Source organism: Cryobacterium sp. Hh11, from assembly GCF_004404045.1.
Classification (GTDB): domain Bacteria; phylum Actinomycetota; class Actinomycetes; order Actinomycetales; family Microbacteriaceae; genus Cryobacterium; species Cryobacterium levicorallinum.
The window spans coordinates 1-13,232 of sequence record NZ_SOHF01000025.1 but is presented as its reverse complement, the minus strand read 5'-3'; the positions used below and the strand labels follow the sequence as shown (position 1 = coordinate 13,232).

Below are 13,232 nucleotides of genomic sequence, written 5' to 3'. Positions count from 1 at the left end.
GCCACGTGCCGCCCCGGATCGTTATGAGCGCGGCCGCTATCGGGCTCGATACACTGAACCGAGAGTCCGACGCCGCGCCGGGACCAGGGAATAGGTTTCATGAGTCGAACGTCGCTGGTCGATGACCTGGTCGAGAGCGTCCTCGACCGGATTCTGCGGGGGGTATTCGCGGTGCAGGAGATGCTTCCTCCGGAGGCGGTTCTGGCCGAGGAAGCCGGCGTCAGCCGCCTGACGGCTCGCGAGGCGATCAAGACCGGAGGCCGCGGTGACGTCAATGGTGACCTGCCGCGCATCGGCGGCGGCACGGCTCGCCGCCCGGGAATGGTCGATCAGCACCCGGATGTCGGTGGCCGCCCGGTGCAGCTCCAGCTGCGAGGTGCCGGTGCTGCGCGCCAGCAGTAGATCGGCGAGGATCGTCTCCATCTGCTCGACGCCCCGCACAATCACCCCGGCCCGCCGCTCCACCATCTGTGCCTGCTCGCTCGCGCGCAGCACCAGGTCCGCGTTGCCCAGAATGGAGGTGAGCGGAGTGCGCAGTTCGTGGGTGACCGCCTCGATCAGGTCGTCCCGGGCCCGCACCGCCTGCTCGGTGAGGGCGGTCTTCGCGGCCAGTTCACGACGTTTGCGATGGATGCGCGTGCCCGACACTCCCGCTGCCGCCGACATAATGACCATGGTCAGCGGAAAGGCGACGAGGTGGGTGAACTGCTTGGAGTCGAAGTCGGCGTAGCCCGCGAAAAAGCTGCTCGGGCTCGTCGCTGCCACGAGGGCGAGGCAGATCACGAAGCCCCACGGGCCGAAGGAGTAGGCGATCCAGATGATCAGCAGCATGAGCAGCAGGGCCGTGCCCACCGCCAGAAGCGCCCCAAACATTACGATCTGAAATTCCAGCAGGGATCGGGCGTAGCCCTCGTAATGCCTTGCCATGCTCATTGACCCCCGTATTCGTAGCCTAACGACCGGGGGAGCCAGTGGGAGCCCCTGAAAGGGGCGCAGCGCGCGCGGTCCGCGCGGCGTCGTTCAATCGGGTTAGACGGTGGCGCGCTGTCGCCTGCTCGTGGTTACCATTGCGAGGCCGAGGAGGAGCGCGGCGCCACCACCTGCGAGCAGCAACACGGGAGCGTCGTAACCGGTGGAGGCGAGCCCGCTGGAGGCGAGCCCGCTGTAGGCGAGCCCGCTGGAGGCGAGCCCGCTGTAGGCGAGCCCGCTGTAGCCGACGTACTCCTCATCCGGCGGGACCAGGGTGCCGGTCACGGCCAGGGGAGACTTGCCTTCGGGAACGTAGGTGGCAGCGGATGCTGCGGCCGGCACGGTAAAGATGGCGAGCGCGGTTAGCGCGGTGATGGCGAGGAGCTTCTTGAGCATGAGAAATTTCCTGTCAGAACGGTCGTTTTGGCACAAATCGAGACGTCGGGTGGGCCTCGAAGGCCTCACCGTACCGACCTTCACCGTAGATATCTACGGGTAGCTGATAATTTATCACCTATTCCTGCTGGCTGTTATGCTCTCCTGCCGCGTTGCGCGACGTGGAACAATTGCGTATGACCAACGAGACTTCGCCCCTGCCGCTCTTCCTCGTGATGAATGGCCCGAATCTCAATCTTCTCGGCACGCGCGAGCCCGAGCGGTACGGATCCGAAACCCTGCTCGACCTCGAGACGCGCGTCACCGCCGCGGCCACCCGGCTGAACGTGCGGGTCGAGTTTTTTCAGAGCAACCACGAGGGCGCGCTCATTGACGCCATCCACGGCGCCCGCGGGGTGGCCACCGGAATCATCCTCAACGCGGGTGCCTACACCCACACCTCGATCGCCATTCGCGATGCGATCGTCGGCGTCGCCATCCCCACCGTCGAGGTGCACGTCACCAACGTGCACGCGCGCGAGGAGTTTCGTCACACCTCTTATATCGCCGAGAAAGCGGATGCCGTCATCGCCGGCGCCGGCCTGCTCGGCTATGTCTTCGCACTGGAGCTCCTGGTCGCCAAGTACGCCTGATCCGGGCATTGACCCGCTGCGTCAGACCTCGCCGAGCCCACTGACCCGCGATGCTACATTCTTGCTGACGTAGCGTTGGCGAACTTGAGCGCCCGCCTTGCGCAGAAGTTCGCTCGTCGGCCGTTATGGCGAAGCGATGCCAGCCGTCGCTGATTGCACACTGCCCGCCGGTAGGGTGGCAGGACGCCCCGACCGAAAGCCGAACCATGCCCGATCTCGTTTTGCGCTCCGTCAGGCAGCCCGGCGACACCACATCCTCGGATGTGCACATAACCGGCGGTGTCATCACGCAGATCGTGCCCGCCGGCAGAGACTCAACCGGCACAGACTCAACCCGCACAGACTCAACCCGCACAGACTCAACCGGCCCGCACCCAACCCGACCGAACCTCGCCGTTGCAGGCCCGACCGGCACCCCCGCCGCCGTGGATCTCGACGGCCGCACCGTCATCCCCGGCCTCTGGGACGAACACGTGCACCTCACCCAGTGGGCGCTCACTGGCGCTCGGTTCGACCTCTCGGCGGCAGCATCGGCTCGCGAAGCCCTCGAGCTCGTGCGCGCGCAGGCCATTGCTGTGGCGCGGCCGAACCCGCTGATCGGCGTCAGATTTCGCGATGCGATCTGGACCGACGCACCCACGCTACGCAGTCTCGATGACGTGACGCGGGGGCATCCGACCGCTTTGATCAGCCACGATCTGCACTGTGTCTGGCTCAACAGCGCGGCCGCCGAGCGTTTCGGCGTGCGGGTCGACGAGTCCGGACTGCTGCGCGAGCAGGCCGCGTTCGCCCTCACTATCGCGCTCGGGCAGCTGCCCGATGCCGAGGTTGACGCCCTGGCCACCCAGGCCGGAGCCCGGGCTGCCGCCCGCGGCGTTGTCGGCATCGTCGACTTCGAAATGACCTGGAACCGTGACGTCTGGCAGCGCCGCATCGCCAACGGATTCGACTCCCTGCGCATCGACGCCGGCATCTACCTGGCCGACCTCGACCGCGCGATTGCCGAACGGATGCACACCGGCGACCGCATCGCAGACACCCGCGGCTTGCTCAGCGTGGGGCCGCTCAAGATGCTCATCGACGGTTCGCTGGGAACCCGCACGGCGTTCTGCGTCGACGAGTATCCGGTCGGCGGGCACGGCGTACTCACCGTGAGTGAAGACGACCTGGTCGAGATTCTCGTGAACGCCACCGCGGCCGGACTGCTGCCCGCGGTGCACGCGATCGGCGATGCGGCGAACACGATCGCGCTCAACGCCTTCGAACGCGCTGCGGCCACCGGACGCATCGAGCACGCCCAGTTTCTGCAGGCCGATGACTTTGCCCGCTTTGCCCGCCTCGGCGTTATCGCGAGCGTGCAGCCGGAGCACGCGCTCGACGACCGCGACACGGTGGAAGTGAATTGGGCCGCCGGAGCCGACCGCGTCTTCGCCCTGCGCTCCCTGCTCGACGCCGGCGCGACACTCGCATTCGGATCCGACGCCCCCGTCGCACCCCTCGACCCGTTCACCGCCATGAGCGCCGCGTCGTCCAGGGCCCGCAGCGACGGCCGCGAACCCTGGCGACCCGACCAGGTCGTGACCCGCAGCCAGGCACTCGCCGCCTCAGCCCGCGGACGCACCCGCCTGCGCGTCGGCGACGTCGCCGACATCGCCATCCTCGACGGCGACCCGCTGACCGTCTCCGACGCAGTCTTCGAACGGATGCCCGTCGCCGCGACGCTCCTGGCCGGTCGCGTCACCCACGGCGCCGACCTCTTCGCGGGCTAGCTGTCCACGGACAGGTCTCAGTGGACAACTTCGGTGTGTGAAGGTCGGTCGTCACCCACCAAAGTTGTCTACTGAGTCGATGCCCTGAAACTCACGGCTCCGACCAGCGACCGACCTACCCGAACCGACCTACCCAAACCGACCTACCCAAACCGACCTACCCGAACCGACCCGACACGTAGTCCTCGGTCGCCTGCACGCTGGGGTTCGAGAACATCGTGGTCGTGTCGTCGTACTCGATCAGCTTGCCGGGCTTGCCGGTGCCGGCAATGTTGAAGAACGCGGTGCGGTCAGACACCCGCGAGGCCTGCTGCATATTGTGCGTCACGATCACGATCGTGTACTCGCTCTTCATCTCCTCGATGAGGTCTTCAATGGCGAGCGTCGAGATCGGGTCGAGCGCGGAGCACGGCTCGTCCATCAGAATCACATCGGGCTCGACCGCAATGGCGCGTGCGATGCAGAGGCGCTGCTGCTGCCCACCGGAGAGACCCGATCCGGGACGCGCGAGGCGGTCCTTGACCTCGTTCCACAGGTTGGCACCGCGGAGGGCTTTTTCGGTGAGGTCGTCGGCATCCGTTTTGCTCATGCGACGGTTGTTGAGCTTGACGCCGGCCAGCACGTTGTCCTGAATCGACATGGTCGGAAATGGGTTCGGCCGCTGAAAGACCATGCCCACCTGACGGCGCACGAGCACCGGGTCAACGCCGGGACCATAGAGGTTGTTGCCGTCGATGAGCACTTCACCCTCGACGCGCGCGCCGGGGATGACCTCGTGCATGCGGTTCAGCGTGCGAATGAACGTCGACTTTCCGCACCCGCTCGGCCCGATGAACGCGGTCACCGTGCGGGGCTCGATCACGATCGACACGCCTTCGACGGCGAGAAAGTTGCTGTAGTAGACGTTGAGGTCGTTGACTTCGATGCGCTTGGACATGAGTCCCTTTCTAGAATCTTGAGACAGCGAGAAGTGTTAGCGGCCCAGCTTGGGCGAGAACCAGTGGGCGATGAGGCGGGCGAGTCCGTTGAGCAGCATCACGATGAGAATCAGGGTGAGCGCCCCGGCCCAGGCCCGGTCGATATACGCCTGCGAATCCGCTCCCTGGTTGGCGTATTGCGTGTACACGAACACCGGCAGCGTCATCATCCGCTCACCGAACAGGTCATAGTTCATGCTCGAGGTGAATCCGGCGATGATCAGCAGCGGAGCGGTCTCACCGATGACCCGGGCGATCGACAGCATCACACCGGTGACGATTCCGGCAATGGATGTCGGCAGCACGACCTTGAGAATGGTCAGCCATTTTGGCACCCCGAGTGCAAAAGCGGCCTCGCGCAGTTCGTTCGGTACGAGCTTGAGCATCTCTTCGCTTGAGCGCACCACGACCGGAATCATCAGCACCGACAGCGCGATCGCCCCGCCGAATCCAAAGCGGATGCCCGGGTCGTCAAACAGCAGCGCGAACAGCGCGAAGGCGAACAGCCCGGCAACGATCGAGGGGATCCCGGTCATCACGTCGACGAAGAAGGTGATGGCCTTGGCGAGCTTGCCACGGCCGTACTCGACCAGGTAGATCGAGGCCAGCAGCCCGATCGGCACCGAGATGAGCGTGGCCATTCCGGTCACCATGAGCGTGCCGATGACCGCGTGCAGCACGCCGCCGCCGGCACCGACCACGTTGCGCTGCGAGGAGGTGAAGAACGTCGGCGTCAGAAACGCGGGCAGCCCGTTGACCACGGTCGTGTAGATGATCGACACGAGCGGCAGCAGCGCGATGACGAAAGCCGCCGTCACGAGCGCCGTCATCAAGCGGTCCTTGGCCTTGCGACCGCCCTCGACCAGGCGGGAGAGCACGTAGATGGCCACGCAGTACAACACCGTGCCGAACACGACCGTGCCGACGACGTTGAAGCCGTCGACGCTGCCCGACAGAAACAACATGGCGAAAAACGCGGCTGAAACGGCCCAGCTGGCCAGCAGGACCCAGAGCGAGGAACGGCGTGGCAGCTTGCCCGCGGTAAGCGAGTTGGTCAGCGGCGAAGCTTCCAAAACGGATGTCATCAGTTGGCTCCCGAAAATGCCTTACGGCTGTTGATAATGACGCGGGCCAGCATGTTCACGAGCAGGGTGACCACGAACAGCATGAGGCCGGTGGCCAGCAAAATATTCACGCCGATACCGTGCGCCTCCGGAAAGTTCAACGCGATGTTCGAGGCAATGGTGTTCGAATTCTGAGCGGTGAACAACTGAAAGATGACCTCGGAGCTGGGGGAGAGCACCATGGCCACGGCCATCGTCTCCCCGAGGGCCCGGCCAAGGCCGAGCATTGAAGCGGAGATAATGCCGGGCAGTCCGAACGGCAGCACCGCCATGCGGATCATTTCCCAGCGCGTTGCGCCGAGGGCCAGGGCGGCTTCCTCATGCAGCAGCGGCGTCTGCAGAAAGATCTCGCGGCAGATGGCGGTGATGATCGGCAGAATCATGACGGCGAGCACGATGGCCACCGTGAAGATGGTGCGACCGGTGCCCGAGACGGGGCCCTGGAACGGGGTGAACCACCCGAACCACTCGACCAGGGTGGTGTAGAACGGCTGCACCATCGGGGCGAGTACGCCGATGCCCCAGAGCCCGAAGACCACCGAGGGAACGGCGGCGAGCAGGTCGACCAGGTAGCCGAGCCCCTGAGCGAGCTTGCGCGGGGCGAAGTGCGAGATGAACAGCGCAATGCCGATGGCGACAGGTACGGCCATGAGCAGGGCCAAAATGGCCGAGTAGATGGTGCCGAAGACCAACGGGCCCACGTACGACCAGAAGTTGGTCACGTCACCGCTGAAATCATCGGGTGCGGCGACAAACGCCGGCAGGCTCTCCACGAGGAGGAAGACTGCCACGGCGGCGAGCATGGCAAGAATCAGGCTGCCGGCAATGACGGTGGCCGAGGAGAAGATGCGGTCGCCCGGGCGTTGCCTGGCCTTGATGGTCGTGGCGGCAGCTGTGGTCATGCCGGGGTCTCCCTAGAAAACAAAAACTGGTGAAATCCTGATGCCGGGTATCGGTGTTGGGGTGCGAACGTCAATAAAAAGACGTGCACACCCCAGTCTGCCCGATCAGCTCCCGCACATGTGCGAAAAGCTGACCGGGCAGGTGTGTTCAGGTGTTACTTGACGGTCGCGAGAACCGCGGCGACGTTGTCGATGAGCTCGGAAGTCATCGGTGCGACGCCGGCGAACTCTTCAGCAACGGCCTGCCCTTCGGCGCTGGAGATGAACTCAATGTAAGCCTTGACGAGCTCGCCCTGGGCGGCATCGGCGTACTCGTTGCAAACGATTGCGTAGCTGACCAGAACCAGCGGGTATTCCGCCGGGTTGGTGGTCTTGCGGTTCAGGTCGAGCGAAAGGTCATCGGCTGCGCGGTCGGCCACGAGGGGCGATCCGGCGACAACCTCGGCCGCAGCTTCGGGGGTGTAAGCGACGAACTCGTCGCCGACCATGAGCTTGGCGGTGCTGAGGTCTCCGGCCTGCGAAGCGTCGGCGTAGCCGATCATGTTCGTGCCGTTGGTGACAGCGTCAACAACGCCCGAGGTTCCCTTGGCGCCTTCTCCGCCGAACGGGAAGGTGTCAGAGGCCTTTTCCGTCCACACGGTCGGTGCGGTCTGGCCGAGGTAGTCGGAGAAGTTCTTGGTGGTACCCGAGTCGTCCGAACGGTGCACGGCGTTGATCGTTGCGGCCGGGAGGGTCGCGTCGGGGTTCAGCGCGACGATTGCGGCGTCATCCCAGCTGGTGATGGTGCCGGCGAAGATCTTGGCGAGCGTGTCAGCGTCGATATTGAGTTCGTCAACACCATCGACGTTGAAGATCACGGCGATCGGGGAGATGTAGACCGGAAGGTCGACAGCCTTGGTGCCGGGAACGCAGGAGGCGAATTCGCCGGCCAGCTCGTCTTCACCGAGGTAGGAGTCACTGCCGGCGAAATCGGTGCCGCCGGCGATGAAAGCTTCGCGGCCGCCGCCGGAGCCGGAGGGCTCGTAGTTGATGGTCACGCCGGTGTTGGCGGTCTGGAACGCGGCGATCCAGGCCTGCTGGGCGGCGTCCATGGCGGAGGAGCCGGCGCCGTTCAGGGTGCCGGTGAGCGTGCTAGCAGATGCATCGTCGCCGGTGGTGGCAACATCGCCTTCGTTTGCTGCGCAGGAGGACAGTGCGAGGCCTGCGGCAATGGCGATGACCGCGGGGCGGCCGAAACGCTTGAAGTTCACGTGAATCCCTTTCAAGAAGAACAAGACATGATTGCTGGTGCATGGGCCGGTGCTGACCCGTAAACGACGTTAAGTAAATGAAGTAACCGCCGATCGACGCCAAGGTAAACGGAAGGTTAACGGGCGATAACGTTTCCGGCGTGGGCGGGCCGTAATGCGGGCATCCGTTCTGTGGAGTGGTCGCCAGGCGGATGGCCGAGGCAGAGTCGGTGAGCATTGGGATGCACTGCGGCGGGGCCGATTATAGGACTGAATTGCCAAAAGGCAATCTCATACCATAGGATTGATCCTTGGTGTCTGGTGTCGTCTTTCGTGGCGTGTCTGGCACTAATCCCGCGTGACCAGCATTCAATACAGAGCGACAGTGAGGGTATGGCCAAAAAAGACGGTGTCATCGAAATCGAGGGCGCGGTAGTCGAAGCTCTGCCCAACGCGATGTTTCGCGTTGAGCTGTCAAACGGCCATCGAGTTCTTGCCCACATCTCGGGCAAGATGCGTCAGCACTACATCCGTATCCTTCCCGAGGACCGCGTGATCGTTGAGTTGAGCCCGTACGACCTGACCCGCGGCCGGATTGTCTACCGCTACAAGTAACGACTGCTGTAAGTAACGGCCGACGGCATCCCGTTGGTACGAAGACAGCGAAAAACAAGGAATCACCATGAAGGTCAAGCCCAGCGTCAAAAAGATCTGTGACAAGTGCAAGGTCATCCGCCGCAACGGCAACGTGATGGTCATCTGCGAGAACCCGCGTCACAAGCAGCGCCAGGGATAATCTCTCTCTTCGAGATTCACCTGCATAAGTAAATAGCAGTTCCGGGAGCCCTCTGGGGTGACACCATCGGTTGGAGGCCGGTGTACAGGAACTGTTACAGACCTCCATCACTAAACAGGAGACACAATGGCACGTCTAGCCGGCGTCGACATCCCGCGCGATAAGCGCGTGGAAGTTGCATTGACATACATTTACGGTGTTGGCCGTACGAGGGCCCTCAAGACCCTCGTCGACACTGGAATCGACGGAAACATCCGCGTCAAGGATTTGAGCGACGACCAGCTCGTCCTTCTCCGCGACTACGTCGAGGGAACCTTCAAGGTTGAGGGTGACCTCCGCCGCGAGGTTGCCGCTGACATCCGCCGCAAGGTTGAAATTGGCAGCTACGAGGGCATCCGCCACCGCAAGGGCCTGCCCGTTCGCGGTCAGCGCACCAAGACCAACGCTCGCACCCGCAAGGGCCCGAAGCGCACCGTAGCCGGCAAGAAGAAGGCGCGCTAGGCCTCGGCCTAGCCCGCTAACGCCTTTAGGATTCAGGAGAAATTCATGGCACAACCCAAGTCGGCCGTACGGAAGCCGCGTAAGAAAGAAAAGAAGAACATTGCTGTGGGCCAGGCTCACATCAAGAGCACCTTCAACAACACGATCGTGTCGATCACCGACACGACCGGTGCCGTCATCAGCTGGGCCTCTTCGGGCCAGGTTGGTTTCAAGGGTTCGCGCAAGTCGACCCCCTTCGCCGCACAGCTGGCCGCCGAATCGGCCGCCCGCCAGGCGCAGGAACACGGCATGAAGAAGGTTGACGTCTTCGTCAAGGGACCCGGCTCAGGCCGCGAGACCGCGATCCGTTCACTGCAGGCCGCTGGCCTCGAGGTCGGATCGATCAACGACGTGACGCCCCAGGCTCACAACGGATGCCGTCCGCCCAAGCGCCGCCGCGTCTAAAGCACTCGCTGTCATCTCGACGGGCTCGGCACTTGAATGGCGCCGAGCCCCGTCGGGACTCTTTTCTTTCAACTTTTCACACTCTCGTCATTGCAAGTGTCATATAGCGGACACTTAGCCGAAAGGAATCAACAGTGCTTATTGCACAGCGTCCAACGCTCACCGAAGAGAACATCTCGGAGTTCCGTTCACGGTTCATCATTGAGCCGCTCGAACCTGGCTTCGGCTACACCCTCGGCAACTCGCTTCGCCGTACTCTGCTCTCCTCGATTCCGGGCGCTGCTGTAACCAGCATCCGTATCGATGGCGTGCTGCACGAGTTCAGCACCGTCCCCGGTGTGAAGGAAGATGTCACCGAGATCATCCTGAACATCAAGGGCCTCGTCGTCTCGAGCGAGCACGACGAGCCCATCACCGCGTACCTGCGCAAGCAGGGTGCCGGCCAGGTTACCGCCGCTGACATTTCGGCTCCGGCCGGCGTCGAGGTGCACAACCCGGAACTGGTCATCGCAACCCTCAACGACAAGGCGAAGTTCGAACTCGAACTGACCATTGAGCGTGGCCGTGGTTACGTGTCCAGCACCCAGAACCGCAACGAGTTCTCCGAAGCCGGCCAGATTCCGGTCGACTCGATCTACTCGCCCGTGCTCAAGGTGACCTATCGGGTCGAGGCAACTCGTGCCGGAGAGCGCACTGACTTCGATCGCCTCGTCGTTGACGTGGAGACCAAGTCGGCCATCTCGCCGCGCGACGCCATTGCATCCTCTGGTCGCACCCTGACCGAGCTGTTCGGCCTGGCCCGCGAGCTCAACACCGCAGCCGAGGGCATCGAGATCGGCCCAGCGCCGGTTGACGCTGTGCTCTCGACCGAGCTTTCGATTCCGATCGAAGACCTCGACCTGTCGGTGCGCTCGTACAACTGCCTCAAGCGCGAAGGCATCAACAACGTCAGCGAACTGGTCGCCCTGTCGGAGACCCAGCTGATGAACATCCGCAACTTCGGGCAGAAGTCGGTTGACGAAGTGAAGGACAAGCTCGTTGAGCTCGGCCTGTCACTGAAGGATTCGGTTCCCGGATTCGACGGCGCGCACTTCTACAGCGGCTACGAAGAAGAGACCAACTAAGGCTCGGCTTCCCGCTGCCTTTCGATTTTTTGATACTGGAGATTACCAATGCCTAAGCCCACAAAGGGCCCCCGTCTCGGTGGCGGCCCGGCGCACGAGCGCCTCATGCTTGCGAACCTGGCCGCGGCCCTGTTCACCCACAAGTCGATCAAGACGACCGAGACCCGTGCCAAGCGCCTGCGTCCGCTCGCCGAGCGCATGGTGCAGTTCGCCAAGCGCGGCGACCTGCACGCCCGTCGTCGCGTTCTCGCGACGATCACCGACAAGTCCGTCGTGCACGAGCTGTTCACGGTCATCGCCCCGCAGGTCAACGAGCGTCAGGGCGGTTACACCCGCATCACGAAGCTCGGTTTCCGCAAGGGTGACAACGCGTCCATGGTGCAGATGGAGCTCGTTCTCGAGCCCCTGACCCCCAAGGTCAAGCGCTCCAAGACCGCGACCGTTGCCGCGACCCCCGTCGGGTCCGAGAACGTCGTTGTCGAAGACGTCGTTGCTGAAGACGTAGTCGTCGAAGACGCTGCCGTCGAAGAGACCGTCGTAGCCGAGGATGCAGCAGTCGAAGACGCTGCGCCCGAGGCCGACAAGAAGTAGCACCAGCACCGAAGGGGGGCCCACGAAAGTGGCCCCCCTTTTTTTGCGCCCCCAGGTCGGCGAGAGCGCAAAAAGTGCCCGATTGGACGCCTCAATCGGGCACTTTTTGCGCTCTCGACGAAAGATAGGGTGGGGGGATGGTTGATTACGAGACATCGTTGACGGAACGCGTGGGGGCTGCCCCGGCGCCGGTGAGTCCGTCGCACGCGGACGTCGCTGGGTGGCGCGCGGCCACCGAGAGCGACATCGACGGAATCTGGCAGCTGCGCCAGGCCATGGGTGAGGTCGACCACCCCAACTACCTCACCGCCCGCGGCGCCATCGCCGCCGACTTCGGCTACTCCCACTTTCACGCCGACCGAGACTCGCTCGTCGGCGTCGACGTGGCCGGCCGCATCGTTGCAGTCGGCATGGTCATGTTTCCGCCGCGTCAGGTGAGCCTGGTGCGCTCGATGCCGATCGGCGGGGTGCATCCGTCGCTCCGCGGTCGGGGTATCGGCCGCCAGCTGCTGGCCTGGCAGCTGGCGCGGGCGAAGCAGCAGCTCGCTTCGTCGACCAAACAACTGCCGGGCTGGATCCTGACCTACGCCGACGAACGTTCCCCGCAGAACTCCGCGCTGTTCGCGCACGCGGGCCTGACGCTGGCGCGCTACTTTCTTACCCTCGAACGTGCACTGGATGCCCAGGTGCGCGTGATTGAGGCCGCCGAAGGTATTCGCATTGAGGCATATACGGCCGATCTGTCGGCAGCGGTCCATAAAACCCGCGACGATGCCTTCATGGACCACTGGGCCAGCCAGCCAATGAGTGACGAGAACTGGAACGCCTTCGTCGGCGGCACCTGGTTTCGCCGCGACCTCTCGTTCGTCGCGTGGGCCGGCGACGAGGTCGTCGGCTTCGTGCTGTCGACCGCCAACGACAACGTCTGGGCCAGCCAGGGTTTCACCGGCAGCTATATCGACCTGGTCGGCGTATTAAGCGGATGGCGTGGCCGCCACATCGCGCAATCCCTCCTGGCCGCCCAGCTGGCTGCCGGGCAGGCGCTCGGCCACGAGCGAGTGACCCTCGCGGTCGACTCCGCGAGCCCCACCGGAGCCCTCGGCCTGTACACGGGCATGGGTTTCGTGCCCACGCATCGCAAGATGGCGTACATCCTCGAGTTCTGACCTCAGCGGTACCGCGGGGCCGTGGGCGCGTCGGCGTCCCGCAGCAGCCAGCTCATGTCGGGCAGCGGCGGCAGCGCGGCCAGACGGTCCAGCGCCGCCAGCACCTGGTCGGCGTAGAGCTGCCCGCCGCTCGGGCCCGGATGTACCTGGTCGCCGGCGAGCAGGTCGAGGCGCCCGGCGATCGTGTCGTGCCAGTTGGCTAGCTCGACCCGGCGATTGCCCGCTGCGAACTCGGCCAGGGTCGCATTGACCCCGTCGGTCCAGTCGCGGTCGGCGTAGGCGTTCACGAGCACGAGCTGCCGGTCCGGGCCGAGAATGCGCAGAATGGACACGAGCTCGCTCGCCGAGATCGGGCCGTTGGTCCCGAGACCGATCACGACCACCGGATGCAACTGGCCGGCAGCCTTGAGCGCCAGCAATATGTCGTCTGCGGAATACATCCCGCGCGACACCGAAGCATCGATCGTGATGCCCGTGAGGGTCTCCTGCAATTCCGGGGCAGAGGCGAGCATGACCGAGTCGCCGACGGCGGTGATCAGTCCCTCGGCTGGGACCGGGGTCGCCGTGGCCTGGCGGGCCGCCTCGGCGGCCGCAGCCTGCGCGGCGGCGGCG

15 protein-coding genes and 1 pseudogene are annotated in these 13,232 nt (G+C 64.2%); 9 read left to right on the top strand and 7 right to left on the bottom strand.

All coding sequences use genetic code 11. From position 1 onward, the window contains the following. Positions 1-36: 36 nt before the first annotated feature. Positions 37-927: a HAMP domain-containing histidine kinase gene (locus E3T46_RS11205; RefSeq protein WP_166790253.1), complete on the bottom strand. Its 891-nt coding sequence runs from the start codon at positions 925-927 to the stop codon at positions 37-39. Between the two features lie 102 nt (positions 928-1,029). After that, the gene (locus E3T46_RS18490; protein ID WP_241980656.1) at positions 1,030-1,365 is read right to left on the bottom strand and encodes an LPXTG cell wall anchor domain-containing protein; all 336 of its coding nucleotides are present in this window, start codon (positions 1,363-1,365) and stop codon (positions 1,030-1,032) included. 176 nt (positions 1,366-1,541) lie between these two features. Here E3T46_RS18490 and aroQ point away from each other — a divergent pair, with 176 nt between their 5' ends. After that, entirely contained in the window at positions 1,542-1,997 is a 456-nt protein-coding gene (gene aroQ / locus E3T46_RS11195; protein WP_134578624.1) for a type II 3-dehydroquinate dehydratase, read from the top strand. A 206-nt stretch (positions 1,998-2,203) separates the two neighbouring features. Next, positions 2,204-3,766 carry an amidohydrolase family protein gene (locus E3T46_RS11190; protein ID WP_134578623.1) on the top strand — a complete coding sequence of 521 codons (1,563 nt, stop codon included), beginning with the start codon at positions 2,204-2,206 and terminating at the stop codon, positions 3,764-3,766. Between the two features lie 157 nt (positions 3,767-3,923). On the opposite strand, the gene pstB is transcribed toward E3T46_RS11190, so the two are convergent. From pstB to pstS, 4 genes are all read right to left on the bottom strand, one after another. Beyond that, a complete protein-coding gene (gene pstB, locus E3T46_RS11185) occupies positions 3,924-4,703 on the bottom strand; it encodes a phosphate ABC transporter ATP-binding protein PstB (protein WP_092449481.1) in 780 nt (259 codons plus the stop codon). Between the two features lie 36 nt (positions 4,704-4,739). Next, positions 4,740-5,828 (bottom strand): phosphate ABC transporter permease PstA, encoded by a 1,089-nt coding sequence (pstA, locus tag E3T46_RS11180; RefSeq protein ID WP_134578622.1) that lies wholly within the window; start codon positions 5,826-5,828, stop codon positions 4,740-4,742. After that, entirely contained in the window at positions 5,828-6,769 is a 942-nt protein-coding gene (gene pstC / locus E3T46_RS11175; protein WP_134578621.1) for a phosphate ABC transporter permease subunit PstC, read from the bottom strand. Before pstC ends, pstA begins: the two co-directional genes overlap by 1 nt. A gap of 155 nt (positions 6,770-6,924) precedes the next feature. Further along, a complete protein-coding gene (gene pstS / locus E3T46_RS11170) occupies positions 6,925-8,019 on the bottom strand; it encodes a phosphate ABC transporter substrate-binding protein PstS (RefSeq protein WP_134578620.1) in 1,095 nt (364 codons plus the stop codon). Between the two features lie 372 nt (positions 8,020-8,391). Between pstS and infA the strand changes: the two genes are divergently transcribed. The 7 genes from infA to E3T46_RS11135 all read left to right on the top strand — a co-directional run bounded on the left by infA (position 8,392) and on the right by E3T46_RS11135 (position 12,620). Next, positions 8,392-8,613 (top strand): translation initiation factor IF-1, encoded by a 222-nt coding sequence (infA, locus tag E3T46_RS11165; protein ID WP_035834638.1) that lies wholly within the window; start codon positions 8,392-8,394, stop codon positions 8,611-8,613. A 67-nt stretch (positions 8,614-8,680) separates the two neighbouring features. Then, the gene (rpmJ, locus tag E3T46_RS11160) at positions 8,681-8,794 is read left to right on the top strand and encodes a 50S ribosomal protein L36 (RefSeq protein WP_035834639.1); all 114 of its coding nucleotides are present in this window, start codon (positions 8,681-8,683) and stop codon (positions 8,792-8,794) included. Positions 8,795-8,920: 126 nt separating this feature from the next. Next, positions 8,921-9,295: a 30S ribosomal protein S13 gene (gene rpsM, locus E3T46_RS11155; RefSeq protein ID WP_119971143.1), complete on the top strand. Its 375-nt coding sequence runs from the start codon at positions 8,921-8,923 to the stop codon at positions 9,293-9,295. A 45-nt stretch (positions 9,296-9,340) separates the two neighbouring features. Next, a complete protein-coding gene (rpsK, locus tag E3T46_RS11150) occupies positions 9,341-9,739 on the top strand; it encodes a 30S ribosomal protein S11 (protein WP_035834641.1) in 399 nt (132 codons plus the stop codon). Positions 9,740-9,873: 134 nt separating this feature from the next. Beyond that, entirely contained in the window at positions 9,874-10,863 is a 990-nt protein-coding gene (locus E3T46_RS11145) for a DNA-directed RNA polymerase subunit alpha (RefSeq protein ID WP_092339419.1), read from the top strand. Positions 10,864-10,911: 48 nt separating this feature from the next. Beyond that, positions 10,912-11,454 (top strand): 50S ribosomal protein L17, encoded by a 543-nt coding sequence (gene rplQ, locus E3T46_RS11140; RefSeq protein ID WP_134578619.1) that lies wholly within the window; start codon positions 10,912-10,914, stop codon positions 11,452-11,454. Positions 11,455-11,591: 137 nt separating this feature from the next. Continuing rightward, positions 11,592-12,620 carry a GNAT family N-acetyltransferase gene (locus E3T46_RS11135; RefSeq protein ID WP_134578618.1) on the top strand — a complete coding sequence of 343 codons (1,029 nt, stop codon included), beginning with the start codon at positions 11,592-11,594 and terminating at the stop codon, positions 12,618-12,620. A gap of 2 nt (positions 12,621-12,622) precedes the next feature. On the opposite strand, the pseudogene E3T46_RS17965 reads toward E3T46_RS11135, so the two are convergent. Then, positions 12,623-13,232, bottom strand: a pseudogene (locus E3T46_RS17965) (hypothetical protein); the annotation flags it as partial.